Consider the following 24,141-nt stretch of genomic DNA (forward strand, 5'->3'; position numbering starts at 1 on the left):
GGGCCAGCGCCGGCCCGGTGGGTGGCGTCCTGCTCGGGTGCGCGTCTTCGGAGGCCCGGCCATGACTGACTTTCTCGGCCCGCCGGACCGCGCGGTCCGCGTCACCCTCCAACCGGCGCTGGTCCTCACCATCGCGACCGTCCTCGGGCTGGCCATGTTCTGCTGGCCGCTCTTCGCCCACCCGGCGCCGACCGCGGCCGCGCACACCGCCGATGCGCCGTTCGTCTTCATGGCGACCCTGCCGGTGCTGATCCTGGTCGTCCTCGCCGAACTTTCCCGCGGTGGCATCGACGCCAAGGCCCTCGCCCTGCTCGGCGTGCTTTCGGCCGTGAACGCCGGCCTACGTCCACTCGGTGCCGGCACCGGCGGGATCGAGCTGGTCTTCTTCCTGCTCGTCCTCGCCGGGCGCGTGTTCGGGCCCGGCTTCGGGTTCGTGCTGGGCTCGACGTCGCTGTTCACGAGCGCGTTGCTCACCGCCGGTGTCGGGCCGTGGCTGCCGTTCCAGATGCTCGCGTCGTCGCTCATCGGGCTCGGGGCCGGGCTGCTGCCGCGGAAACCGCGCGGGAAGGCCGAGGTCGCCATGCTCGTCGTGTACGGCGTTTTCGCGGCCTACTTCTTCGGGCTGCTGATGAGCCTGTGGTCGTGGCCGTTCCTCGCCGGCACCAGCACCCAGCTCGCGTTCGTGCCCGGCGCGCCGCTGCCGGACAACCTGCGCCGGTTCGCGGCGTTCACGATCCTCACCTCGACGCTCGGCTGGGACACCGGCCGCGCGATCACGAACGCGGTCGCGATCGTGCTGCTCGGGCCGGCCGTCCTGGCGGTGCTCCGGCGCGCCGCCAGGACGGCCGCCTTTGAGGCGCCTGTGCACTTCACGTCCGCAGGTGGAGCTAGCCGGATGTCTTGAGTTGCCTGCTCGTCAACTCGCCGGATTCCTCCCAGGCGTGGGCGACCCGCGCGGCGGGCATCGGCCCGAGCAGCTCGTCGAGGGAGCGTAGCTCGTAGCACTGCATGAGCAAGATCAGCGTGCTCAGCTTGGGATTCGGGAATCGGGCTTTCTCCAGGCTCGCCAGGGTATTGCGCGTGATACTCGCGCTCACTGCCGCGCGCTCTTGAGTCAGCCCGCGCCGCTCTCGAAGCTGTCTGAGATGGTGTCCGACATGCACAGTTGACTTGGCATCACCGGTCGCTGCGGGTACGGACCTCAGCACCGCTCGGCGCCCGGGGCGTTGTGGGCCTTGACCAGACATCAAACCTCGCAATGACGCCGTTCGAGACAAGTCGTGGAATCCCGCGTGCCTACCCAACGATGCCCAGTGCACTGGGCATAATCAAGTGGTCATGGGTGCACACAAGAGCGAACTCGCGGTCGGCGATGAGCTGGCTCGTTCTGGGCTGGACGAGTTGCCCACGCTTCTTGGTTCAACCGGCGAAGTCCTGACCGTCCGTTTCCGTTCGCAGGCCGTTACGGTGATCGCAAGGGGCGAGCCGTCAGCTGGTGGTGAGCCAGCACGGCAACCTCTCACTGACGTCGTCGCGTTGGAGCTGGCGACGGAGGGTCCGGACGCGGCTGCGTGGCCTCGCCCCGTGGCGATCGACGCAGTCGTAGTTACCGGCCGAGACCCGGTGCGCACGGTCAAGCGGGCATCGCGTTGGGCTTCATACGCGACCAGGGTCGCGATCGTTCCCCCGGAACGCATCTCCAATCAGGCCTTGGTCGAGGCGAACTTCCAAGGCGTGTGGCTGCTGGCCGCCGGTGAACAGCTGGAAGTCAGGGTGGCCGGGGAACGTGGTGCTACCCCCGGCTCTTGCCGCGGCCTGTTCCACCGTTTGCTGGACGAAGTGGTGTTCGCTGCCCTCCAACGGCGGTCGTCAGCGCTGCCAGTGCCTCAGGGCCGGCGGCAGGGTGAGTGAACTCGCTGCTGTGTGAGCCAGTTCGGCTTCCCGGCACCACGCTGCCCATGCACTTGTCCGGCTGGGGCGGGATGGTAAAGCGACCAGCTGATTCCTCAAATCGATCGCTGAGGCGAGATTGTGTTGACGCACTTCGAAGCAACTGGTCGCGGCGAGGCGGTCTAGTCGTGCACCGCGGCAGATGGTGCAGCCACACTTCCACCTTGAGCTGCTCGGGCTTGCGGCGACGGCGTCGTGAAGCAAGTCAACGTTGTGGAATGCCAGCCCGGCTGGCCAGAGGGCCGATTCGCGCCTGGGGCCTCCACCCCGGCCACCGCTGCTGATTTGGGGGTAGAGGTGCCTCAGCGCGGAGACACTGCCGAACGCGGCCGCGAGCGCTCCGTGGGCGAGCAGGCCGAGTGCACTGAGGTCGCAGCGCATCGGGATCACCTGGAGCCCGGTACGGATCACGGTGAGCAAACCGTCCAAAACGCGTCGTACGCCGAGAGGATCGCTTCTGTGCTCGATGACGATCGCGATCGGCATCGGTGTCTCGTCGAGTGCCGCCAGCAGCAGCTTCAGGCCCTCGTCATACAGCCACCAGTTGGCGAGCGCCAAGAGCGCCACGGCCCCGGGAATCATCGATGACCGCTGCAGGACGGATTTGAGGCCTTGAAGGTCTCCGGGCGCGACGTAACCGGCGTCCGGGAGGATGATCGGCAAGCCGAGCCGGCGTTGCCAGGCGATCCAGTCCGGGTCGAAGGGGTGGGCCGCACTAAGCCTGTTCTTGCCCTTGTAGCGTTGGCGGTCCGGCAAAATCTGCTGCTTGAACCCGGTGTGGCACAAGTGGTGCACAATCGTCCGCGCGTCGCGATCGCCGGTCACGACCAGACCGCTTCCAGGCACCTCGGCCAAGGGGGCGAGCTGGTAGGCCTCCGACGCTTGTACCTGCGCAAGCAGGACATCCACCAGAATGCCCGGACCAAGCGTCTTCGTCCGTGCTGCCACCATCGGACCCTCCCTGACCGCCAGTCAACCCGATACAACGGTAGGTGACTGGCAGGCGGGACCAAGGCCGACACGCCGAGAAATGTCGACTTGACGCTTTGGGGTCGGGAACGGGCCGCCTTCGAGGCGCCCGTCAGCTTCGACCAGAGTCAGCTGTAGGAGTAGAAGCCCCGGCCGGTCTTCTTGCCCAGCAGGCCCGCGTCCACCATGCGCAGCAGCAGCGGCGGCGACGAGTACAGCGGCTCCTTGAACTCCGCGTACATCGAGTCCGCGATGGCCTTGATCGTGTCCAGGCCGATCAGGTCCGACAGCCGCAGCGGGCCCATCGGGTGCGCCGTGCCGAGCTCCATGCCGCGGTCGATGTCCTCCGCCGACGCGAAGCCCGACTCGATCATGCGGATCGCCGAGAGCAGGTACGGCACCAGCAGCGAGTTCACGATGAACCCGGCGCGGTCCTGGGAGCGGATGACCGTCTTGCCCAGCGCCGTCGTCGCGTGGTCCTCCGCGCGGCGGGCCGTCTCCTCGCTCGTCAGCAGCGAGGGGACCAGCTCCACCAGCGGCAGCACCGGCACCGGGTTGAAGAAGTGGATGCCGACCACCTGCTGCGGCCGGCTTGTCGCCATGCCGAGCTTCATGATCGGGATCGAGGACGTGTTGGACGCGAACAGCGCGTCGTCGGCCTCGACGATCTTGTCGAGCTGGCGGAAGACGTCGACCTTCGCCTGCTCCTGCTCGAGGATCGCCTCGATGACCAGTTCGCGGTCGGCGAACTCGGCGATGTCGGTCGTGAAGCGGAGCCTGCCCAGTGCCGCGTCGGCGTCTTCCGGGGAGAGCTTGCCGTTCTTGACGCCGCGCTGCAGCGACTTCTCGATGCGGGCCTTGCCCGCGTCGAGCGCCGGCTGGTTCACCTCGGTGACCACGACGTCCAACCCGGACCGGGCGTGCACCTCGGCGATGCCGGACCCCATGAGGCCCGCCCCGACGACTCCAACCCGACTTACCACCGGCTCACTCCTTCATCGCTTCGCAGACCCGTTCTTGGGCAGCACGCAGCGCGCGAGGGCGGTCGCCGGATGTGTCCCGGCTACGCCCTCGCGCGGTTACGCGTGCTCAACGACGGTACTCGTCGTACCCGTCGTCGTACGGGTCTTGATACTGGCTGTCGGACTCCTCGTGGTGATGATTCTCCGAGGAGTTACTCGACAGCTCGCGCTGCAAAGCATCGAAGTCGGTCTCGTGCGAGCTGTACTTGAGCTCGCGCGCCACCTTCGTCTGCTTGGCCTTAGCCCGGCCGCGCCCCATGGCTCGACCCCCTCGCACAGGGGCGGGGCGGCCGGGGGAATCGGCGGCCCCGCATCGTCTCGACAATTCTTTCCTGCTCACACCGTACCGTGTCCGGGGGGTTGGATGCGACGTGGCACGGTGTGCCGGTGGTGACAGTGTCCGCCGGACACCGGTTACCGGCCGGTCGGTGGCGATCGGCGCTGGTAGGCGTGCCACGATCTACTCGTGCTCCGTCCCTTCGCGGCCTACTTGCGGGTGTACGAACCCCTGCTCGCCCTGGGCGAGCCGCCGGACGAACGGCTGCGTGCGGCCGTCGCCGCGGCCAAGCTGCGCCGGACGGACGCGGGAGCGCGCGAGCAAGCCATGTGGCTCAAGTCACAGGTCGCCGCGCCGCGGCGGCTGCTGCCCGCGGAACTCGCCGACGGACGGCCCGCACCGAGCCTGCTGACCGACGTCCTGGTGCTCGCGCCCGAGGACGTGCCGGAGGGCCGGGCCGGGCAGGGGCCGTTCGTCTGCCCGCTGGAGCTGCGGGCGCGCTCGGCCGCCGCGCTGGTGACGTTCCTCGGGGACGCGCACCCGGCGCTGAAGAACGTCGTCCTCGACGAAGGTGGCTTCACCCAGGAAACGATCCGCGCGCGGACGAAGTCGGCGATGGCGGACCTGAGCACGTCGGCGGCGCACACGCTCTCGACGACGTGGACCGTGCCGCTGCCGTGGTTCGTGCTGGTCGACCCGGACGAGCGCCGCCTGGTGCTCGGCAGCGGCCGCGACGACCCGAAGCGCGAACTGTCCTGGCGGACCACCCTCGCCGACGCCCAGCACCGGGCGCGCGAGGCGGGCGAGCTGCTGGAGCAGACCTTCGGGGACTCCGGACCCGGGCGCGTGCTGTTCGAGACGCGGCGGTGGCTGGACAACTTCCACGCGGACTCGGTGGTCGAGCTCGACTACGGCGGGCTGGTGCAGCTGTTCGCCGACCCGGTCCTGGAGTCCGACAACACCGCCGACGAGGTCCACGACATCCTGGACGCGCTGCGCTCGGGCAACGTCGAGGAGCTGGCCGAGCTGTTCTCCGACCTGCGCGAGTTCTGGGGCGACCTGGCGGCCAAGGAACGCTCCAACTAGAACTGTCGGCCCCTGCCGGTAGCGTGGAAAACGGGGGCTGCTCAGCGCAGTTCGGGCACCCGCACCTCGCCGACCGGCTGCCCGCCGCCGAGCACCGAGCCGCGGGCCAGCTCCTCGAGCCCCGAGACGTCCACACCCAGGTACCGCAGCGCCTCGACCGCCAGGGGCGCGCACGCCCGCTTGTTGCCGTCGTCGATCTTCATCGCCACCGCGAACCCGTCCGGGAGGGCGAACGCGTGGACGCCCTCCGCGCCGCCCTTGGCCACCAGACCGTCCACGGCGGACATCAGCTCGGTGTCCTCGCGACCCGTCCCGGCCACCAGCCACGGGTGCGCACGCATGGCCGAAGCGACCTGGGACAGCGGACCCGTGGGAGCGGACGCCACCCGGCCGAACGCGCGGGCCAGCCCCGTGAGGGAGAACGCGAAGAGCGGCGCTCCGCAGCCGTCGACACCCGTGTGGGCGATCGGCTCGCCCGTCAGCTCCGCCACCGTGGCCGCGAGCGCCTGCTGCAGCGGGTGGTCCGGGGACTCGTACCCGGACGTCGGCCAGCCGGCGCGGACGCAGGTCGTGAGCATCGCCGTGTGCTTGCCCGAGCAGTTCATCATCACGCGCCGCGGCTCGGCGGCGTCGCGCATGCTCGGGACGTGCAGCGGGAAGTCGGGCGGGCACGCGAGGTCGTCTTCGCGCAGCCCGGCCGCGCCGAGCAGCTCGAGGACCCGCTTGACGTGCCCCGGCTCGCCGGAGTGGGAGGCGCAGGCCAGCGCCAGCTCTTCGCCGGTGAAGTCCAATCCGGAACGCAGCATGCCGGCGGCCTGCAACGGCTTGTTCGACGAGCGCGGGTAGACCGGCGAAGTCACGTCACCGAGGGCCACGCGGGCTTCGCCGTCGGGGCCGGTGATCACGAGCGCGCCGCGGTGAACGCTTTCCACGAACCCGGACCGGACGACTTCCGCGAGGACGGGGTTCGTCACTCGCCGTGCCCGCCTTCGCTCTCCAGCAGCTCGTCCACAGTGGCCGAACCCTGCTGGTAGCGCTTCGCGATCTCCGCGTTGAGCGCGTCCATCACGCCCTGGACCTCGCGCCGGAAGGACGAAACCGACAGCTCTTCACTGGCGTAGGTGTCCAAAGCGGAGGCGAGCTTCTCGTCCGTCAGTGACTCGACGTCGGTCAGGTCGGTGTCGCCGATCAGGGCTTCGGCGTGCCGCCGGTGCTCGCCGGCGCGCGACGGCTCCAGCTGCTGGTGGCGGCCGGAGCCCGCGGCCGGGCCCAGCGCGTTGTCGGCGAGGATCGTGGCCAGCTGGTCGACGATGCTCGACTCGCCGCCGGAGCTGCGGCGGGCCTGCTCGGCGCGCACGATGTCGATCCGCGCGTGGAGTAGACGGCGCAGGTAGGACAGGTCCGTCTCTTCCTGCGCGGCTTCGTCGCGCCGCTCGCGCAGCACCTTCAGCGGCAGTTCACCCAGGCCGCTGAGGTATCCCGGGCCGAGCACGCGGTCGATCCGCCGCCTGCCGCCGGGCCGCACTTCGATCACAGCGCAGTTTATCCCGGTTGAGCGTGATCTCGCTGTCAGGGGCTTTCGTTCAGCCACGGAGTTGCGCCGCCGCCGCACGGCCGGGCGCCGGCTGCTCCGACGGGACGGAATCGGGGTCGATCGCGGCCTGGACGAGGTTGTCCTCCGAGCCGGTCAGCAGCTCGGCGCCTACCGGGGTAGACCGCTTGACCAGCGCCAACGCGATCGGCCCGAGCTCGTGGTGCTGGATCACCGTGCCGATCCGGCCGACGGTCCGGCCGTCGAGCAGCACCGGGTCGCCGGTCTCCGGCGTGACCTCGGGCGAGCCGTCGAGGTGCAGCAGGAGGAGGTTGCGCGGCGGGCGTCCCACGTTGTGGACCTTCGACACCGTCTCCTGACCGCGGTAGCAGCCCTTCGCGACGTGCGCGGCCGAGCCGACCCAGCCCACCTCGTGCGGAATCGTGCGCTCGTCGGTGTCCACACCCAGCCGCGGCCGCAGCGACTCGACGCGCAGGGCGTCGAACACCCAGCTGCCGGCCGCGCGGGCGCCCGCGTCGGTGAGCCGCTGCCACCACTCGACGAGCGAGCCGCGCGGCACCGCCAGGTCGACGCTCCACCGGCCGGGCCACGGCATCCGCCGCGCGAACCCGCCACCCGGAAGCGCCGCGACCGCGTACGGCTCCGGGCCGATCTCGGCGCCGACCGCGCTCAGCACGCGCTCGGCGTCGGGGCCGAGCACGGTGAGCAGCGCGAGTTCGCCGGTCGCGTCGCGGATGTCCACCTTGGACCAGAACTTCATCGCCTCGAGGTACTCGCGCAGCGTCTGCGGGCCGCCCTTGGGCAGCGCGCTGGTGACGCTCGTGCCGGGGTCGGTGTCGAGGTGGACGGTGCCGTCGAGGTGGGCGACCACCATGTGCGTTTCGACGCGGCCCTGGCTGTCCAGCACCAGCGCCTCGGTGCCGGAGCCTTCGGCGAGTTCGGTCACGTGCTGCGAGATCACCAGGTGCAGCCAGGACAACCGCTCTTCGCCGCTGACCGCGAGGAACTCGCGGTGCGACCGGTCGATCACGACCGCGCTGCGCGAGGCCGTGCGCTGCTCCGCGAAGGGGTCTCCCCAGTGCCAGGGGACGCCGGCTTCGGGGTGGTCGTCAGGGGCGGGGATCGATCCGGGCACGTCCAGCAGCGGCGAGCGGTACGGCATACCCCCAAGCCTAGGTGAGTACCGTGTGCCCATGCGCGTGCTCGTCCTCCTCGACGGAACCCCGGCCGACCCCGAAGCCGCCCAGATCAAGGTCGACGACCTCGGCCTGCTGCGCGGCGACGGTGTCTTCGAGACGATCCTGGTGGTCGACGGCAAGCCCCGTGAACTGCGTCCGCACCTCGAGCGGCTGGCCCGTTCGGCGGCGATGCTCGACCTGCCCGAGCCCGACCTCGCCGCGTGGGAACGCGTCGTCGCGCAGGTGCTCGAGCGGTGGTCCGGTGGCCGCGAAATGACGCTGAAACTGGTGTACACCAGGGGTTCCGACGGCGACCCGGCCGCCGTCCCGACCGGGTTCGCCCTGGGGTCCGAGGTCCCGGCGTCGATCTTGAAGGCGCGCGAAGAAGGTGTCGCCGCGATCACCCTCGAACGCGGCTTCCCGCCGGACCTCGCCGAGCGCGCGCCCTGGCTCCTGCTCGGCGCGAAGCCGTTGTCTTACGCGATGAACATGGCGGCCGTGCGCGAGGCGGGCCGCCGCGGTGCCGACGATGTGATTTTCACCGCCGCCGACGGTTCGATCTTCGAAGGCCCGACCTCGACCGTGGTGCTCGCCAAGGGGCGGACGCTCTACACACCGCCGTCGAGCATCGGCATCCTGCCGGGCACGACCCAGGCCGCGCTGTTCCGCGGCGCGGAGAAGGCGGGCTGGGCGATCAAGGTGGAGCCGCTGACCGTGCGCGACCTCGTCGAGGGCGACGGCGTCTTCATGGCCTCCAGCGTGCGCAAGCTGACCCGCGTGCACACCCTCGACGGCGAACGGCTGCCGGACTCGTCGGCGGTCTACGCCGAGCTCGTGGCGGCCTACGAGGCCGAGTACGCCTGACCGAGCCGGATCCGGACGACGGCGGGGGCGACCTCTTCGGCGCGGTAGGCGGCGATCTTGTGGTGGCCGTCGATGATCAGCTCGCGGTCGCCGTCGGCGAGCACGACCGCGACCGGGCGGTGGCCGGTGCGGATCGCGGTCCGGTAGTAGCCGACGCGGGCCTCGTCGGACGGCGGCCAGGCGTCGGTCGGGGTGAGCAGCTGATCTTCGGGCAGCCGTTCGGGGCCGCTCACGCGGTAGTCGCCGTCGACGAGCAGGTCGAGGACCGGGCCGAGCGTGGTGGCGAGCGGGCGGCGCAGCTGACCGGTGGCCAGCGCGATCCGCAGCGACTGGGGCAGCTCCGCCCGCGTCCGCGTGTTCACGTCGAGGAAACCCGTGCCACCGCTGATCGTCACCTGTTCCACGCCTATCAGGACGGGTGACGGCGCGACATGGTTCCAGCACTCACGCGGAAGGGTGCACGGGGTGATCCCGGTCTCACTCGCGTAGCGGTACCGGACTTCAAGACACCCGGAACCGCACCCGGGTGCCCGGCCGGGCCTGGGCGAGCGCGCTCAGCGCGGCGGGCCGCACGACGGCCGCGACGGGATAGCCGCCGGTCGTCGGGTGGTCGGCGAGGAAGACCACCGGCAGCCCGCTCGGCGGCACCTGGACCGCGCCCGTGACGACGCCTTCGCTGGGCAGTTCGCCCTCGATCGCGCGGCGCAACGGCGTCCCGTCGAGGCGCAGGCCGACGCGGTTGGACTCCGCCGTGACGGTCCACCACGCCGAGAGGCCGCGGGCCGGGTCGGCGAGCCAGTCGTCGCGCGGGCCGAGCGTCACCGGCACCACCAGCTCGGCCGGCGCCGTCGCCGGGACCACGACGTCCGCGCCCGCCGGGATCCCGGGCTCGCCGAGCGGGAGCACGTCGCCGCGCTTCAGCGGTTCCGGGCCGATGCCGGACAGCACGTCACGGGACCGGCTGCCCAGCACCTCCTCGACGGCGATCCCGCCGGACACCGCCAGGTAGCAGCGCAGACCGGTCGGCGGCGTGCCGACGGTCAGCGTCTGGCCGGCGCGCACGGGCACCGGCACGTGGGAGCCGTAGGGGCGGCCGTCGACCCGGACGTCGACCGCCGGGCCGGTCACCGCGACTGTCGCCGACGCCGTGAGCCGCACCTCGACGCCGCCGAGCAGCGCTTCGATGCCCGCGGCCGCCGGCGGGTTGCCGGCCAGCCGGTTCGCCAGCCGCAGCGACGCCGTGTCCAGCGCGCCGGACGGCGCGACCCCGAGGTGCGCGTAGCCGGGCCGGCCCAGGTCCTCGACCAGCGCGTACCGTCCGGGGTCGAGCACTTCGAGAGACCTCACCGGACGCTCCGGAAGCGGACGCGGTCACCCGGCGCGAACAGCGCCGGCGGGTCGGCGCGCGGGTCGAACAGCGTGGCCGACGTGTGCCCGAGCAGCCGCCAGCCACCCGGCGACTCGCGCGGGTAGACACCGGTGAACTCACCCGCCAGACCCACCGACCCGGCCGGGACACGGGTGCGCGGCGACTCCAAACGCGGCTGCCGCAGCTGCGGTGGAAGCCCGGTCAGGTAGCCGAAGCCGGGCGCGAAGCCGGTGAACGCGACGGTGTAGACGGCTCCGGTGTGCAGCTCGACGACGGCGTCCGCGGAGATCCCGGCGTCCGAAGCGACCAGGGAAAGGTCTTCGCCGTCGTAGCGGATGTCGAGGGTCACCTCACGCGGTTCGCCGGTGGGCGGGTGCGTCAGGTCGGCGTCGTCGAGCAGGGCTTTCACGGCGGCGACCCCGCCGACGACGAGCAGGCTCCGGGCGCCGGGCACGAGCTCGGCGACTCCGGCGGGGCGGGCGGCGAGGACGGTCGCGTGCGCCGCCCGCATCTGCTCGAGGGAGTCGCAGTCCAGCAGGGCGGCGTCCGCGCCACACGGCCGCCAGCGCACGGCGTCAGCCGACGACGCGGCGCAGCAGGGCCGAGGAGTGCGGCTGCATCTCCTGGCCCACCATCGCGCGTTCCTCGACGTAGCCGAGGGAGCCTTCGATCAGGCCGTACAGCCGCTGGGCCGCGGTGACGTCCTTGGCCGTGGCCGTGCGGATCACCGCGTCGGTGCCCAGCTCCCAGGACGTCTGGTTGCGCGGCTTGCCGTAGTACAGCTCGACGATGCCGGTGTTGTGGGTGAGCAGCAGCTCGATGGTGTCGTCCTCCTGCGGCCGCCAGAACCCGGACTCGCGGGCGGCCGGACGGATGACGTTGCCGTCGTCGTCCAGCAGCCACGAACGGGCCTCGTGGATCAGGAAGGGGCGGCCGTCGTGGGAGATCGTCAGCTGCTGCGCGAACTTGCGGGGGCCGTCGATGGTCGGGTAGTCGACCTCGCCCTCCCCGCGCCAGACGCCGACGAGCGGCAGCAGCGCGAGACAGGCGTCGTTGAGGTTCGGGCCCTCACGCAGGTTCGCGGTGTCGTTCGGGATGGGCAGGTCGTCCCACAGCGGGAGGTTGCGCGCACGCGTGCTTTCGGCGCGCTTCTCCGCTGCCGCGATGGCTTCGTCGCCGCTGGCGGTCATGGGTCAGCGCTGGTCCGCGTACAGCCGGTAGACGACGTAGACGGCGAACCAGGTGATCGCGACGCCCGCCAGCACCAGGAGGGTCGTAAACAAGGCTTCCACGGCTGGCAGCTTAGTCCGCGGCCCGCCGCGGGGCCCGGCGCAGGGTCGCCGCGGTGAGCACGGTCACCGCGAGCAGCACGAGACCGGCGACGGCCATGGCCAGGTGCAGGCCGCCGGTGAACGTCGTCCCCCGCGCGATGAGGGCGCCGAGCGCGGCCACGCCGAGGGTGGTGCCGGTCTGGCGGGCCGCGTTCACCGTGGCCGAGGCGATGCCGCTGCGGTTGCCCGGCAGCCCGGCGAGCCCGACGATGTTCGTCGGCGTCACCGACAGCCCGACCCCGGCGCCGGCGAGCGCGAACGCCACGGCGACCAGCCAGTACGGCGTCGAGCCGTCGAGCGCCAGGAACGCGAACGCGCCCAACGCGGCCGTGAGGTAGCCGACCGGCAGCACGCGCTCCGCGCCGAACCGGGCCGAGAGCCGGCCGGCGGAGAACGCCGCGACGACGTTGACCAGCACGTACGGGAGCATCTGGACGCCCGCCTCGGTGGCGCTTGCCCCGCGCGCCTGCTGCAGGTAGAGGCCGATCAGGAAGACCGCCGGGTAGGCGGCGAACCCGAGCCCCGCCGAGCCGGTGATGGCCGCGGCGAACCGGGGGCGGCCGAAGAGCCGGATCGGCAGCATCGGGTGCGCCGCCCGCAGCTCGACGACGACGAACGCGGCCAGCGCGGCGAGCCCGAACGCGCCGACGGCCAGCGTGAGCGGGGCCGGTCCGGTCCGGCCCGCCTCGATCACCGCGAACGTCAGCGTGCCGATCCACAGCGCGCCGAGGACCTGGCCGGGGAGGTCGAGCGCGCCGTGCTCCGGATCGCGGGACTCGCCGACGCGGTGCCCGGCCAGCAGCACCACGGCGCCGATCGGCAGGTTGACCAGGAAGATCGTCGGCCAGCCGAAGGCGTCGGTGAGCGGGCCGCCCGCCAGGGGCCCGAGTACGAGCGCGGTGCCCGCGACCGTGCCCCACAGGCCCATCATCTTCGCCCGCTCGCGCGGCTCGGGGAACTCGTGCGCGAGCAGGGCGATGGACCCGGGGATGACCGCCGACGCCGCGAAACCCTGCACGACGCGGGCGGCGACCAGCCACCCGAGCGTCGGCGCCAGCGCGCAGGCCAGGGAAGCGAGCGTGAAGACGGCGATGCCCGTGAGGTAACTGCGCCTGCGGCCGTAGCGGTCACCGAGTGTCCCACCCGAAAGGATCACCGCGGACAGCGCGACCGCGTAGCCGTCGATGACCCACTGGAGGCCGCTGAAGCCGGCGCCCAGGTCGCGCTGGATGGTCGGCAGGGCCACGCTCACGACGCTGACGTCGAGCAACGCCATGAAGCTGCCCAGGAAGACGGCGGCGAGCAGGCCGACGCGGGGCACGGGAGCAGTCAGGATCACCTGATCAGCTTGCGACCTCAACCCGGCTTGAGGTCAACTCCTGGGGTGTTGTCCATCGGAGAAGCGGCCGCCGCCGTGGGCGTGGCGGTGTCGGCGCTGCGCTACTGGGACGAGCGCGGCCTGGTGACGCCGGCCGCGCGCAAAGGCGGCAAGCGGTACTACGGGCCCGACGAGCTGCACCGCCTCGCGGCGGTGAAGATGCTGCAGGACACGGGCCTGCTCAGCCTCGACGAGATCGCCCTGGTGCTGCGCGGCCCCGACCACGGCGACTGGCGCGCGGCGGTCCGCGACCGGATCGCGGAGCTGGCCGAGCAGCGGCGGAAGCTCGCGATCGCGGAGACGTTCCTCAGCCACTTCCTGCGCTGCCCGCGCGATCACCCGATCGAGACGTGCCCCTCGCTGCGTGACCACACCGAGCGCGTCCTGAACGCCGCGAAGGCCTCCCCGCCGGAGCAGGAAGGCCTTCGTGGGTGAGGAAACTCAGGCGACCGAGATCGCCAGCTGGTGCAGGCCAGGGCCCTCGGCGGTGACCGAAGCCTCGCCGTTGCCCGTGCGGTGCAGGGCGCGGACCGTCCAGTCGCCCGGCGCCGCGTAGAAGCGGAAGTCGCCCTCGGCCGAGGAGACCACCTCGCCCGTGAAGTCGCCGCCGCCGTCCAGCAACCGGACGAACGCGCCGCCGACCGGCCCGTTCGCGCCCGTCACCTTGCCGGCCAGGACGACCTGGCCCCGGGTGTCGAAGTCCGCCGGCGTGGCCTCCTGGACCGGTGCGCCGCAGCTGTCGTCTACCGCCATCACTTGGCTCCCAACTCGACCGGCACGCCGACCAGCGAGCCGTATTCCGTCCACGAACCGTCGTAGTTCTTGACGTCCTCGTAGCCCAGCAGCTCGTGCAGCGCGAACCAGGCGATGGAGGAGCGCTCACCGATGCGGCAGTAGGCGATGGTGCCCTTGCCCTCGTCGATGCCCTCGTCCTTGTACAGCTCCTTGATCTCTTCCTCGGTCTTGAAGGTGCCGTCCTCGTTGGCGACCTTCGCCCACGGCACGTTCAGCGCGCCGGGGATGTGACCCGGAACCTGGGACTGCTCCTGCGGCAGGTGCGCCGGGGCGAGCAGCTTGCCGGAGAACTCGTCGGGCGAGCGCACGTCGACGAAGTTCTTCGACCCGATCGACTGGACGACCTCGTCGCGGAAGGCGCGCAGCGAGAGGTCCTGGTCCTGCGCCTTGTAGTCGGTGGTGTCGCGCTTGACGTCGTCGGAGTTCAGCTCGCGGCCGTCGAGCTCCCACTTCTTGCGGCCGCCGTCGAGCAGCTTGACCTTGTCGTGGCCGTACAGCTTGAAGTACCAGTACGCGTACGCGGCGAACCAGTTGTTGTTGCCGCCGTAAAGGATGACGAGGTCGTCGTTCGAAATCCCCTTCTCCGAGAGGAGCTTCTCGAAGCCCTCCTTGGAGACGAAGTCGCGGCGCACCCCGTCCTGCAGGTCGTTGCGCCAGTCGAACTTCACCGCGCCCCGGATGTGGCCGGCGTCGTAGGCGGTGGTGTCCTCGTCGACCTCGGCGAACACGACGCCGGGGGTGTCCAGGTTCTCCTCGGCCCACTGGGTGGTGACCAGGACGTCTTCACGGCTCATGGGAACAGAACTCTCTTTCTGGGTCGGACTTCTAGGACGCGCGGGCGGGGGTGAAGCGTTTGATGAGCAAGAACATTTCGCAGCCGAGGCAGAAGTCGAAGGCCGCGTTGAGGAAGGCCGCGAACAGCGCGAACGCCGTCGCGACGATGCCGAGCGGGGCGATGTCGAGCGCGAACCCGATCGTGCCGGCCAGGGCGAACACGAACCCGACGGCCTGGGCGAACCGCAGCGGCGCCGCGTCCTCACGCTCGTCGGTCGGGCCGAGGCGCGGGGCGACGAGCGTGCGGTACACGATCGAGTAGGGCGCCGGCTTGAGCCCGACGAAGGCGCCGATGGCGAACACGACGGTCTGGATCGCCAGCAGCGGCCACCACTGGGTGACCAGGACGACCGCGAGCACGATCGTGGTCAGGATGGCGGCGAACCGCGGACCACGCGGGTCGACGGCCGGTCCGGCGGACATGGTTCCTCCAGCTGGGGCAAAGCGGGGTGCGTGCGAACGGCACGCGTCAGCGGCATCAGGGCTGGTGCGGACCGGACGTGCTTCAGCGCCGGTCGGAGGAAGGGCGACACAGGCTGCTGCGGACGCGGCAGAGGTCGACTGCGCGTCGCTGCGTCAAGAAGGTGGTCAGCCCGGTCACGGGTGCGAGGGTACCCAGAGCTCTCTCAGGGTGGGAACCACGTTCATACCTTGGGACGATTCCCAAGAGTCGGGACGGCCCCTGGTCAGAGCGTCCGGGTCGTGAGATGCGGCCGCAGCGCGTCCAGCAGTTCCGGGCCCTTGGGGACGCCGCCGACGCGCAGCAGCTCCCGGCCGTCCGGGGTCAGCGCGATCGTGGTCGGCGTCCGCAGCACGGACAGCGACTGCGCGACCTCCGGGGAGTTCGTGACGTCGAGCTCGACGTGGTGCAGGCCGTCGGTGCGCTCGGCCAGCGGGCCGAGCACGGCCTTCGCGTGCCGGCACGGCGCGCAGAAGGTGGTGGAGATCTGGACCAGCGTCACGGCGGACGCCGGGTCGAGCACGGCGGTGACGGGGCCGGGCAGCTCACGGGCGGCGGGCTTGGCGTCCCGGACCCGGCCGTTGCGCGCCCGGAGCAGCACGCCGACGGCCGCGGCGGCCACCAGCGTCGCCACGAGCACCCACAGCCCCGTCACCGGCGGCTCCTTACTTGCTCAGGTCCGCGAAGGACACGTTCGTCGCTTCACCCTTGATCGTCACCGATCCGCTCTGCACCCGCACACCGGTCGGGGTGACCGACAGCGGCAGGTCCTTCGTGCTGATCGACGCCCGGAAGTTCGGCAGCAGCGCGTTCTGCACCGCCTGCGGGACGACCGTCGTCTCCTGGTCGTTCCCGAACTGCAGCCGCTTGGGGACGAAGTCGATCGTCCCGCCCTTCGCGTCGGCTTCGATCATCGCGAAACAGAAGATTTCCAGATCCTTGCCCGCGAACGGAAGGTGTCCCGAAATGCGGACACCCGTGCTCGACTCGTCCTGGTCGGCCTGGCCCTCGGTGGTCGTCGTGGTCGGCGTCGGCTCGCTCTGCCCGCTGTCGCCGTTCTGGACGTACTGGGTGGTCGACGGCTCGATCCGCAGGTCCTTGATCTTGTCCAGCGGCGACAGGCGGGCGAGGTCGGCGGCCTTGATGGTGACCGAGCCGGTCAGCTTGCCGATCGTGATCGCCTTGGTGTTGCCGTTCGTGAGGTCCGACAGCGGCGCGGTGACGTCCTCGAGCTCGGCGTTGACCGCGACGTCCTGGAGCTTGTCGGCGACCGGCACGCCGGCGGCGGACACGCTGATGTGACTGTAGTCACCGCCGAGGGCCTGCGTGAGGAACGGGAAGCCGTGGATCGTCACCGACGGGTCGTCGGTCAGCTGCAGCTGCGTGCGCGCCTTCTGCGAAATCATGTGCTCGGCGTACGCCGCCGCCCCGAAATCCGCGCCGACCAGCAGCAGGACCAGGACGACGAGCGCGATCACCCAGCGTCGGGCCCGGCGCCCGCGGCGCCGCGCGTCCGGCCTCGGTGCGGGTCGGTCGTCCCGGGTCACGGGCCTGCTCACCATCGCGTCCGTACTCCTGTTCGTCGGGGACACCCGGGAGTTGCTCCAGGTGTGATCGATCCAGCAAGGGTTAGGTGCCCGGCCGTTGAGCCGCTATTCTCACTTAGCACCGGCGAACGCCACCTCTGAGGCGACGATTTGTGAAGGCGGTGCGGCTGATGAGCCTGGACCTTCTGGTACTGACTGCGGAAGCCGATGCCACCTCGGTGCTCCCCGCGCTGGACCTGCTGCCGCACACCGTACGCGTCCGCGCTCCCGAAGTGACGGCCCTGCTCGACGCGGGCCACCGCGACGTGATCCTGCTGGACGCCCGCAGCGACCTGGCCTCGGCGAAGAGCCTGTGCCGGCTGCTCAAGGGCACCGGCGAGGACGAGGCCGCGACCCCGATCATCGCCGTCGTCGGCGAGGGCGGGCTGGTCGCCGTGAGCGCCGAGTGGCGCACCGACGACATCCTCCTGCCGACCGCGGGCCCGGCCGAGGTCGACGCCCGGCTGCGGCTGGTGACGACCCGCGACGGCGGTTCCCAGCAGGTCGACGCCGAGCTGCGCGTCGGCGAGCTGGTCATCGACGAGGCGACCTACACCGCCCGCCTGCGCAAGCGCACCCTCGAACTGACCTACAAGGAGTTCGAGCTGCTCAAGTACCTCGCCCAGCACGCCGGCCGGGTCTTCACCCGCGCCCAGCTGCTGCAGGAGGTCTGGGGCTACGACTTCTTCGGCGGCACCCGCACGGTCGACGTGCACGTCCGGCGGCTGCGCGCCAAGCTCGGCCCGGAGCACGAGCAGATGATCGGCACCGTGCGCAACGTCGGCTACAAGTTCGAGCGGCCCGCCAAGGGCGGCGTTCCCCGCCAGGCGGCGGCCCCGGCCGAAGCGCCGGCGGAGACCCCCGAACTCGCGCACTGACGCCGTCACGTTCACCAGGACGCGCTGACAGCCTTCGCGTTGCCTCGCCCACGGGTACGGTCGCAGGGTGAGCGGAGACGGCGAGTGGCGCCAGGAACTGGACGACAAGCAGCTCGAGGACGTCCGGAGGCTGCTGCTGGCCGTCCGCGACGCCGACGGGCGGCCGGAGGTCGAACCCGAGGGCGCGCTGCCGGGTGAGTTCGACGGTGGCGAGCACCTCGTCGCCTGCGTCGAGGGCGAGGTCGTCGGCTACGCCCACCTCGACACCACCGGCGACTCGTTCGGGCACCAGGTCGCCGAGCTGTTCGTCCACCCCGCCCACCGCGACCGCGGCTACGGCGCGAAGCTCCTGCACGCGGTCGACGAGCGCGCCGCCGTCGGGTTCCGCATCTGGGCGCACGGCGACCACCCGGCGGCGCGGAAGCTGGCGCTGAAGGCCGGCTTCGAGCGCAAGCGCGAGCTGCTGATCCTGCACACCGACGTCCAGGGCGCGGACTGGCCGGAGCCCCGGCTGCGCGACGGCGTCTCCCTGCGCACGTTCGTGCCGGGGCAGGACGAGGATGCCGTCGTCCGGGTCAACGCGCGGGCCTTCGACTGGCACCCCGAGCAGGGCGCGCTGACCGCCGACGACGTCCGCGCCGACGAGGCGCGGCCGTGGTTCGACGCCGACGGGTTCTTCCTGGCCGAGGAACAGGGCCAGGTCATCGGCTTCCACTGGACGAAGGTCCACGAGCCCACCCCGGGCCGGTTCGGCGGTGAGCGCGTCGGCGAGGTCTACGTCGTCGGCGTCGACCCTTCGGCGCAGGGCGGCGGGCTCGGGCGGGCGCTGACGCTGGCCGGCCTGCGGTACCTCGCGAGCCGGGGACTGGGGCAGATCATCCTGTACGTCGAGGGCGACAACGCCCCGGCGCTCGCGGTCTACACCAAGCTCGGGTTCGCCCGTCACGAAACCGACGTCCAGTACGGTCGGTGACCACGGTCGACGCGGCGCGAGCGGCTCGTCACTGAGGGCATACACGCAGGTCACGGCCAGGACACGGCGCCCTTTCAGGCTAGTAGCACTCCTCACATCGGGCGCCTTGTTCACTTCACGTTCATTTGATGAGGACCGACCGTCCACCAGGGCTGCCTAATGTCCGGATCCGTTGCGGCACCACGCCGCGGCGACCCGGTCAAGCTCCTGATGGAGGAAACAGCAGTGAAGATCATGCGGCCCCTGAGCGCGGTGGGCATCGTCGCGAGCGCCGCCCTCGTGCTCGCCGCCTGTGGTTCCGACCCCGCGGCGACCAACAGCAGCAGCTCGAACTCGGCTTCGGCGCCCGCTGCGACCGGCACCGCCGACGTGGAGTGCGGTGGCAAGAGCCCGCTCTCCGCGGAAGGTTCGTCGGCCCAGAAGAACGCCATCGACATCTTCACGCAGCAGTACGGCAAGAAGTGCTCCGGCCAGCAGGTCAACTACAACCCGAGCGGCTCGGGCGCGGGCGTCAAGCAGTTCAACGCCAACCAGATCGACTTCGGCGGCTCGGACTCGCCGATCAAGGACGCCGACGCCGAGGCGGCCAAGAAGCGCTGCGCCAGCGACGCCTGGAACATCCCGCTGGTCGTCGGCCCGATCGCGGTCGCCTACAAGCTGTCCGGGGTGGACAAGCTGACGCTGACCCCGTCGGTGACCGCCAAGATCTTCAGCGGCGCCATCACCAAGTGGAACGACGCGGCCATCAAGGCCGTCAAGGGCAACGAGAGCCTGAACCTGCCGGACAAGGCCATCCAGGTGGTCTCCCGCGCCGACGAGTCGGGCACCACCGACAACTTCCAGAAGTACCTGGGCGCGGCCGCGAAGGCCGACTGGACCAAGGGTGCCGGCAAGAAGTTCAACGGTGGCGTCGGCAACGGTGCGCAGGGCTCCAACGGCGTCGCGACCGCGGTGAAGGCCTCCGACGGCGGCATCACCTACGTCGAGGGCGCGTTCGCCAAGGACGGCCTGACCCCGGCCCTCATCGACAGCGGCTCCGGCGGCGTCGAGCTCAACGCGGCGAACGTGGCGAAGTCCCTCGACGCGGCGAAGTTCCTCAAGGACGGCTCGAACGACCTCGCGCTCGACCTCAACGGCATCTACGCCAGCAACACCCCGGGTGCCTACCCGCTGCTGCTGACGACCTACGAGATCGTCTGCTCGAAGTACGCGGACCCGAACGTCGCGAAGGCCGTCAAGGCGTTCCTGACGGTGGCCGCCACCGACGGTCAGCAGCCGCTGTCCGCCAAGGGCTACGTGCCGATCCCGCAGTCGCTGCAGACCAAGGTCCTGGCCGCCGTCAAGGCGATCTCCTGAACCGGCATTGCGACTGACATCCGAGTGATAGAGGCTGGTCAGAAGTAGCTGATGAGCGAGTCATCCTCGACGCGAACGCCCACCGGCGACCCCGGTGGGCGTTCGTCGTCCGCCACGACGCCCCCGGAGGTCCCGATTTCGGAGCAACCAGGCTCCCCGGCGGCGCCGCAGCCGCCCGCGAGCGAGAAAGCGAAGAAGGTGCGGCCCGGTGACCGCATCTTCCAGAACCTGACCACCGGGGCCGGGATCTTCGTCGTCGCCCTGATCGGCCTGATCGGGCTCTTCCTGCTGATCCAGGCGATCCCGGCGCTGAAAGCCGACAAGGTCAACTTCCTGACCAACCACGGCTGGTCGACCAGCGACCCGGCGAACATGGCGTTCGGCATCCTCGACCTGCTCGAGGTGACGGTCGCGACGTCGGTCGTGGCGCTGGTCATCGCGATGCCGATCTCGCTGGGCATCGCGTTGTTCCTCACGCAGTACGCGCCGCCGCGGCTGGCCCGGCCCTTCGCGTACATCATCGACCTGCTCGCCGCGGTGCCGTCGATCATCTTCGGCCTCTGGGGCATCCTCGTGTTCGCCCCGGCGATCGAGCCGTTCTCGCAGTGGGTCAACGACACGTTCTCGTGGTTCCCGATCCTCGCGCCCGGCAACGTCGCGCCCAGCGTGCGCGGCACGATCTTCACCGCCGGCATCGTGCTGGCCGTGATGATCCTGCCGATCATCACCTCGCTCTCGCGCGAGGTGTTCGAGCGGACGCCGACGCCGCACATCGAGGGCGCGCTGGCGCTCGGCGCGACGCGCTGGGAAGTCATCCGGACCACGGTGCTGCCGTTCGGCAAGGCCGGCTACGTCGGCGCGTCCATGCTCGGCCTCGGCCGCGCGCTGGGCGAGACGATCGCGCTGGCCGTCATCCTGCTGATCCCGCAGGGCAAGAACTTCGACTGGAGCCTCTTCGACGGCGGCGCCACCTTCGCCTCGAAGATCGCCGCGAACTACAGCGAGTTCAACAACGAGGTCTCGGCCGGCGCGTACATCGCGGCCGGCCTGGTGCTGTTCGTGCTCACCTTCGTCGTGAACTTCTTCGCGCGGTCCATCATCGGCAAGAAGGGGGACTGAGCATGTCCACCACGCTCGAAGCTCCCGCCACGACCCCGGCGTTCCAGCAGGTCAGCCTGGGGCGCAAGGTCAAGAACGGGCTGGCGACCACGCTGGTCTGGCTGTCGTTCCTGATCGCCGTCGTCCCGCTGGTCTGGGTGCTGTACACGGTGATCGCGTACGGCATCAAGCGCATCCCCTACAGCAACTGGTGGTCCGAAGACTTCGGTTCCGTGCTGTCGGACGAGGTCGGCGGCGGCGTGCTGCACGCCATCATCGGCACCCTGCTGCAGGGCCTGGTGTGCGCGATCATCGCGGTGCCGATCGGCATGCTGGTCGCGATCTACCTGGTCGAGTACGGCCGGGGCGGCAAGCTCGCCAAGGCGACCACGTTCATGGTCGACATCCTCTCCGGCGTCCCGTCGATCGTGGCGGCGCTGTTCATCTACGCGCTGTGGATCACCACGCTCGGCCTGCCGCGCAGCGGTTTCGCCGTGTCGCTGGCCCTGGTGCTGCTGATGATCCCGGTCGTCGTCCGGTCGTCGGAGGAGATGCTGCGGATCGTCCCGGACGACCTGCGCGAGGCGTCGTACGCGCTGGGCGTGCCGAAGTGGAAGACGATCATGAAGATCGTGCTGCCGACGGCGCTGTCCGGCATCGTCGGCGGCGTGATGATGGCGCTGGCCCGCGTGATGGGCGAAACGGCGCCGCTGCTGGTCCTGGTCGGCTACTCGGCCTACACGAACTGGGACATCTTCCACGGCGAGCAGGCGGCCCTGCCGCTGCTGATGAACAACGAGCGCGTCAGCAACCCGATGGACCCGGGCTCGGTCGGCTTCGACCGGATCTGGGGCGCGGCGCTGACCCTGGTGCTCATCATCGCCGTCATCAACCTCCTCGCCACCGTGTTCGCGCGCCTTGTCGCCCCGAAGAAGAAGTGAGCTGTAAGTCATGGCCAAGCGAATCGACGTCAAGGACGTGGACATCTACTACGGCAAGTTCCACGCCGTGGACGGCGTCACCCTCTCGGTGCCGCCGCGCAACGTCACCGCGTTCATCGGCCCGTCGGGCTGCGGCAAGTCGACGGTGCTGCGGACGCTGAACCGGATGCACGAGGTCATCCCAGGCGCCCGCGTGGACGGCCAGGTGCTCCTCGACGGCGAGGACATCTACGCGTCGGCGGTCGACCCGGTGCAGGTGCGCCGCACGATCGGCATGGTGTTCCAGCGCCCCAACCCGTTCCCGACGATGTCCATCAAGGACAACGTCGTCGCGGGCCTGAAGCTGGGTGGCACCAAGGGTAAGAAGACCCTCGACGACATCGCCGAGCGGGCCCTGCGCGGCGCGAACCTGTGGAACGAGGTCAAGGACCGGCTCAACAAGCCGGGTGGCGGCCTGTCGGGTGGTCAGCAGCAGCGTCTGTGCATCGCGCGGGCGATCGCGGTCCAGCCGGACGTCCTGCTGATGGACGAGCCGTGCTCGGCGCTGGACCCGATTTCGACGCTCGCGATCGAGGACCTGATCGGCGAGCTGAAGAAGGACTACACGATCGTCATCGTGACGCACAACATGCAGCAGGCGGCCCGGGTTTCCGACCAGACGGCGTTCTTCAACCTGGCCGGCGTGGGGCAGCCGGGCCGGCTGGTGGAGCTCAACGACACGGAGAAGATCTTCTCCAACCCGGACGAAAAGGCCACGGAGGACTACATCTCCGGCCGCTTCGGCTGAGTTCGTCGTTGGGGGACAAGGCCTTTCTCGCCGGTGCTCGGGGTCGGCGAGAAAGGCCTTTTCTTTTGTCCTTTGTGGATCACCGATTCGGGGTGTACCGCAGCGTCAGGATTCCCGATTCCCACGCTTTGCTTTCCGTCAGCCGCAATTCCCGGCGCCGTTCGGTGACCATCGGCTGCCCGGAACCGATCGCCGTCGGGTAGAGCTTGATCCAGTATTCGTCCACGAGGCCTTCGCGCACGAACTGCTGCACGATCGACACCCCGCCGAAAAGCACCATGTCCCTGCCGGGCAACGTCTTCAGCTTCGCGACCTCCCCGGCGAGGTCTTCGCCGGCGAGGGTGTGCGGAGCCGCCACTTCGGCCAGCGACCGCGAGAAGACCACCTGCGGCGTCGAGATCATCCACGTCGCGAAGTCGGCCAGCTCGGCCGGGCTCGCCGGGTCCGCCGCCTGGGCGCGGAAGTTCTGCTCGATCCCGTGGTGGAAGTTCCGGCCCGTCAGGATCGTGTCGACGCGCCCCCGCAGCTCGTCCGACAGGGCGATGTTCAGCTTCGGGTCGGGGAGCATCCAGTCCAGCTCGCCCGCCGGGCCGGCCAGGTGGCCGTCGAGGGTGAGGTTGACGTAGGCGATGACCTTGCGCATGTCCGGCTCCTTCGTGGGTGTGCTGTCACCGGTTGAGAGACACGCGGGCCGCGAAACTCATCGGTCCCCACGAAAAAGGCCCCTGACCTGCGTCAGGGGCCTTCTCGACGGGGGTGCTCAGATGTCGTCGTCGGAGCCGTAGCCCGGCATCTTGCCGGTCACCACGAAGATCATCCGCTTCGCGACCGACACCGCGTGGTCGGCGTAGCGCTCGTAAAAGCGGCCCAGCAGCGTCACGTCGACCGCCGCGGCCACGCCGTGCGGCCACTCGCGGTCCATGATCACCGTGAACAGGTGGCGGTGGATGTCGTCCACCTGGTCGTCGTCGGACTCGAGCGTCTTCGCCGCTTCGACGTCCTTGGACTTGATGACCTGCTCGGTCTGCCGGGCCAGCTTGACCGCGACCTCGCCCATCTCGGCGAAGTACGGCCGCACCGCCTCGGGCAGCACCGGCTCGGGGTGGCGGCGCCGCGCGGCCTTCGCCACGTGCAGCGCCAGGTCGCCCATCCGCTCCAGGCTTTCGGCGGCGTGGATCGCCGCCAGCACCGTGCGCAGATCGGTCGCCACGGGCGCCTGCAGGGCCAGCAGGGCGTACGCCTGCTCCTCGCACTGGGCGCGGGCGTCGTCGACCTTCGCGTCGTCGCTGATCACCTGTTCGGCGAGACTGAGGTCGACCTCCAGCAGTGCCCGCGTGGCGCGCTCCATGGCGTCGGCGACCTGGACCGACATCGCGGCCAGGTGGTCGGCGAGCTGTTCGAGTTCGACATGGTAAGCCTCACGCATGGCCCAACCCTACGGCCAACCGTGACCAAAC

The 24,141-nt window shown here is 70.3% G+C and carries 30 protein-coding genes; 11 read left to right on the forward strand and 19 right to left on the reverse strand.

The window, feature by feature from the left end:
* The first annotated feature begins 61 nt into the window (after positions 1 to 61).
* Positions 62 to 904 (forward strand): ECF transporter S component, encoded by an 843-nt coding sequence (locus ACWEVP_RS07960; protein WP_452061846.1) that lies wholly within the window; start codon positions 62 to 64, stop codon positions 902 to 904.
* Here the strand turns inward: ACWEVP_RS07960 and ACWEVP_RS07965 are convergent.
* Positions 888 to 1,247, reverse strand: coding sequence for a helix-turn-helix transcriptional regulator (locus ACWEVP_RS07965; RefSeq protein WP_452061847.1), 360 nt, complete (start codon positions 1,245 to 1,247; stop codon positions 888 to 890). The two genes, ACWEVP_RS07960 and ACWEVP_RS07965, sit on opposite strands and share 17 nt — an antisense overlap.
* A 91-nt stretch (positions 1,248 to 1,338) precedes the next feature.
* Between ACWEVP_RS07965 and ACWEVP_RS07970 the strand changes: the two genes are divergently transcribed.
* On the forward strand, positions 1,339 to 1,911 hold the full coding sequence (locus tag ACWEVP_RS07970; protein ID WP_452061848.1) for a hypothetical protein: 573 nt from the start codon (positions 1,339 to 1,341) through the stop codon (positions 1,909 to 1,911).
* On the opposite strand, the gene ACWEVP_RS07975 is transcribed toward ACWEVP_RS07970, so the two are convergent.
* The 3 genes from ACWEVP_RS07975 to ACWEVP_RS07985 form a co-directional block, all read right to left on the reverse strand.
* Complete coding sequence (locus tag ACWEVP_RS07975; protein WP_452061849.1) at positions 1,870 to 2,901, reverse strand: hypothetical protein; 1,032 nt, start codon at positions 2,899 to 2,901, stop codon at positions 1,870 to 1,872. The two genes, ACWEVP_RS07970 and ACWEVP_RS07975, sit on opposite strands and share 42 nt — an antisense overlap.
* Before the next feature lie 146 nt (positions 2,902 to 3,047).
* On the reverse strand, positions 3,048 to 3,902 hold the full coding sequence (locus ACWEVP_RS07980) for a 3-hydroxybutyryl-CoA dehydrogenase (protein WP_452061850.1): 855 nt from the start codon (positions 3,900 to 3,902) through the stop codon (positions 3,048 to 3,050).
* A 106-nt stretch (positions 3,903 to 4,008) separates the two neighbouring features.
* Positions 4,009 to 4,200: a DUF3073 domain-containing protein gene (locus tag ACWEVP_RS07985; RefSeq protein ID WP_452061851.1), complete on the reverse strand. Its 192-nt coding sequence runs from the start codon at positions 4,198 to 4,200 to the stop codon at positions 4,009 to 4,011.
* A 207-nt stretch (positions 4,201 to 4,407) separates the two neighbouring features.
* On the opposite strand from ACWEVP_RS07985, the gene ACWEVP_RS07990 reads away from it, so the two are divergent.
* The gene (locus tag ACWEVP_RS07990) at positions 4,408 to 5,304 is read left to right on the forward strand and encodes a hypothetical protein (protein ID WP_452061852.1); all 897 of its coding nucleotides are present in this window, start codon (positions 4,408 to 4,410) and stop codon (positions 5,302 to 5,304) included.
* Between the two features lie 41 nt (positions 5,305 to 5,345).
* Here the strand turns inward: ACWEVP_RS07990 and ACWEVP_RS07995 are convergent, their stop codons facing one another.
* The 3 genes from ACWEVP_RS07995 to ygfZ are packed head-to-tail and all read right to left on the reverse strand — an operon-like array spanning position 5,346 to position 8,018.
* Positions 5,346 to 6,278, reverse strand: a complete 933-nt coding sequence (locus ACWEVP_RS07995) for an asparaginase (protein ID WP_452061853.1) — start codon at positions 6,276 to 6,278, stop codon at positions 5,346 to 5,348.
* Positions 6,275 to 6,838, reverse strand: coding sequence for an RsiG family protein (locus ACWEVP_RS08000; RefSeq protein ID WP_364447699.1), 564 nt, complete (start codon positions 6,836 to 6,838; stop codon positions 6,275 to 6,277). The genes ACWEVP_RS07995 and ACWEVP_RS08000 overlap by 4 nt, the downstream gene beginning before the upstream one ends.
* A 49-nt stretch (positions 6,839 to 6,887) precedes the next feature.
* Positions 6,888 to 8,018 (reverse strand): CAF17-like 4Fe-4S cluster assembly/insertion protein YgfZ, encoded by a 1,131-nt coding sequence (gene ygfZ / locus ACWEVP_RS08005; RefSeq protein WP_452061854.1) that lies wholly within the window; start codon positions 8,016 to 8,018, stop codon positions 6,888 to 6,890.
* A gap of 31 nt (positions 8,019 to 8,049) precedes the next feature.
* On the opposite strand from ygfZ, the gene ACWEVP_RS08010 reads away from it, so the two are divergent.
* On the forward strand, positions 8,050 to 8,898 hold the full coding sequence (locus ACWEVP_RS08010) for an aminodeoxychorismate lyase (RefSeq protein WP_452061855.1): 849 nt from the start codon (positions 8,050 to 8,052) through the stop codon (positions 8,896 to 8,898).
* On the opposite strand, the gene ACWEVP_RS08015 is transcribed toward ACWEVP_RS08010, so the two are convergent.
* The 5 genes from ACWEVP_RS08015 to ACWEVP_RS08035 form a co-directional block, all read right to left on the reverse strand.
* Positions 8,877 to 9,302, reverse strand: coding sequence for a hypothetical protein (locus ACWEVP_RS08015; protein ID WP_452061856.1), 426 nt, complete (start codon positions 9,300 to 9,302; stop codon positions 8,877 to 8,879). The two genes, ACWEVP_RS08010 and ACWEVP_RS08015, sit on opposite strands and share 22 nt — an antisense overlap.
* A 97-nt stretch (positions 9,303 to 9,399) precedes the next feature.
* Positions 9,400 to 10,245, reverse strand: coding sequence for a 5-oxoprolinase subunit C family protein (locus ACWEVP_RS08020; protein WP_452061857.1), 846 nt, complete (start codon positions 10,243 to 10,245; stop codon positions 9,400 to 9,402).
* Entirely contained in the window at positions 10,242 to 10,838 is a 597-nt protein-coding gene (locus ACWEVP_RS08025) for a 5-oxoprolinase subunit B family protein (RefSeq protein ID WP_452061858.1), read from the reverse strand. The genes ACWEVP_RS08020 and ACWEVP_RS08025 overlap by 4 nt, the downstream gene beginning before the upstream one ends.
* A gap of 4 nt (positions 10,839 to 10,842) precedes the next feature.
* Positions 10,843 to 11,457, reverse strand: coding sequence for an FABP family protein (locus tag ACWEVP_RS08030; RefSeq protein WP_436384355.1), 615 nt, complete (start codon positions 11,455 to 11,457; stop codon positions 10,843 to 10,845).
* A gap of 112 nt (positions 11,458 to 11,569) precedes the next feature.
* Positions 11,570 to 12,937, reverse strand: a complete 1,368-nt coding sequence (locus ACWEVP_RS08035; RefSeq protein WP_452061859.1) for a DHA2 family efflux MFS transporter permease subunit — start codon at positions 12,935 to 12,937, stop codon at positions 11,570 to 11,572.
* Between the two features lie 45 nt (positions 12,938 to 12,982).
* Here ACWEVP_RS08035 and ACWEVP_RS08040 point away from each other — a divergent pair, with 45 nt between their 5' ends.
* On the forward strand, positions 12,983 to 13,411 hold the full coding sequence (locus ACWEVP_RS08040; protein ID WP_452061860.1) for a MerR family transcriptional regulator: 429 nt from the start codon (positions 12,983 to 12,985) through the stop codon (positions 13,409 to 13,411).
* Between the two features lie 6 nt (positions 13,412 to 13,417).
* Here the strand turns inward: ACWEVP_RS08040 and ACWEVP_RS08045 are convergent, their stop codons facing one another.
* The 5 genes from ACWEVP_RS08045 to ACWEVP_RS08065 all read right to left on the reverse strand — a co-directional run bounded on the left by ACWEVP_RS08045 (position 13,418) and on the right by ACWEVP_RS08065 (position 16,627).
* Positions 13,418 to 13,729 carry a DUF1416 domain-containing protein gene (locus tag ACWEVP_RS08045; protein ID WP_452061861.1) on the reverse strand — a complete coding sequence of 104 codons (312 nt, stop codon included), beginning with the start codon at positions 13,727 to 13,729 and terminating at the stop codon, positions 13,418 to 13,420.
* Positions 13,729 to 14,565 carry a sulfurtransferase gene (locus ACWEVP_RS08050; RefSeq protein WP_452061862.1) on the reverse strand — a complete coding sequence of 279 codons (837 nt, stop codon included), beginning with the start codon at positions 14,563 to 14,565 and terminating at the stop codon, positions 13,729 to 13,731. The genes ACWEVP_RS08045 and ACWEVP_RS08050 overlap by 1 nt, the downstream gene beginning before the upstream one ends.
* 31 nt (positions 14,566 to 14,596) lie before the next feature.
* Positions 14,597 to 15,028, reverse strand: coding sequence for a DUF4395 domain-containing protein (locus ACWEVP_RS08055; protein ID WP_452061863.1), 432 nt, complete (start codon positions 15,026 to 15,028; stop codon positions 14,597 to 14,599).
* A gap of 263 nt (positions 15,029 to 15,291) precedes the next feature.
* Positions 15,292 to 15,720: a TlpA family protein disulfide reductase gene (locus ACWEVP_RS08060; protein WP_452061864.1), complete on the reverse strand. Its 429-nt coding sequence runs from the start codon at positions 15,718 to 15,720 to the stop codon at positions 15,292 to 15,294.
* 10 nt (positions 15,721 to 15,730) lie between these two features.
* Entirely contained in the window at positions 15,731 to 16,627 is an 897-nt protein-coding gene (locus tag ACWEVP_RS08065; RefSeq protein ID WP_452061865.1) for an LmeA family phospholipid-binding protein, read from the reverse strand.
* A 155-nt stretch (positions 16,628 to 16,782) separates the two neighbouring features.
* On the opposite strand from ACWEVP_RS08065, the gene ACWEVP_RS08070 reads away from it, so the two are divergent.
* The 6 genes from ACWEVP_RS08070 (at position 16,783) to pstB (ending at position 22,684) form a co-directional block, all read left to right on the forward strand.
* Entirely contained in the window at positions 16,783 to 17,529 is a 747-nt protein-coding gene (locus ACWEVP_RS08070) for a winged helix-turn-helix transcriptional regulator (protein WP_452061866.1), read from the forward strand.
* Between the two features lie 67 nt (positions 17,530 to 17,596).
* A complete protein-coding gene (gene mshD, locus ACWEVP_RS08075; RefSeq protein WP_452061867.1) occupies positions 17,597 to 18,502 on the forward strand; it encodes a mycothiol synthase in 906 nt (301 codons plus the stop codon).
* 225 nt (positions 18,503 to 18,727) lie between these two features.
* Complete coding sequence (gene pstS, locus ACWEVP_RS08080; protein WP_452061868.1) at positions 18,728 to 19,858, forward strand: phosphate ABC transporter substrate-binding protein PstS; 1,131 nt, start codon at positions 18,728 to 18,730, stop codon at positions 19,856 to 19,858.
* Positions 19,859 to 20,056: 198 nt separating this feature from the next.
* Positions 20,057 to 20,977 carry a phosphate ABC transporter permease subunit PstC gene (gene pstC, locus ACWEVP_RS08085; RefSeq protein ID WP_452061962.1) on the forward strand — a complete coding sequence of 307 codons (921 nt, stop codon included), beginning with the start codon at positions 20,057 to 20,059 and terminating at the stop codon, positions 20,975 to 20,977.
* Between the two features lie 2 nt (positions 20,978 to 20,979).
* Positions 20,980 to 21,897 carry a phosphate ABC transporter permease PstA gene (pstA, locus tag ACWEVP_RS08090; protein WP_452061869.1) on the forward strand — a complete coding sequence of 306 codons (918 nt, stop codon included), beginning with the start codon at positions 20,980 to 20,982 and terminating at the stop codon, positions 21,895 to 21,897.
* A 10-nt stretch (positions 21,898 to 21,907) separates the two neighbouring features.
* Positions 21,908 to 22,684 carry a phosphate ABC transporter ATP-binding protein PstB gene (gene pstB / locus ACWEVP_RS08095; RefSeq protein ID WP_086862623.1) on the forward strand — a complete coding sequence of 259 codons (777 nt, stop codon included), beginning with the start codon at positions 21,908 to 21,910 and terminating at the stop codon, positions 22,682 to 22,684.
* 79 nt (positions 22,685 to 22,763) lie between these two features.
* On the opposite strand, the gene ACWEVP_RS08100 is transcribed toward pstB, so the two are convergent.
* Together ACWEVP_RS08100 and phoU are read right to left on the reverse strand one after the other, a co-directional pair.
* Positions 22,764 to 23,327 (reverse strand): dihydrofolate reductase family protein, encoded by a 564-nt coding sequence (locus tag ACWEVP_RS08100; RefSeq protein ID WP_452061870.1) that lies wholly within the window; start codon positions 23,325 to 23,327, stop codon positions 22,764 to 22,766.
* Positions 23,328 to 23,444: 117 nt separating this feature from the next.
* Complete coding sequence (gene phoU, locus ACWEVP_RS08105; protein WP_364447655.1) at positions 23,445 to 24,110, reverse strand: phosphate signaling complex protein PhoU; 666 nt, start codon at positions 24,108 to 24,110, stop codon at positions 23,445 to 23,447.
* Positions 24,111 to 24,141 lie beyond the last annotated feature (31 nt).

Source organism: Amycolatopsis sp. NPDC003865, from assembly GCF_053605345.1.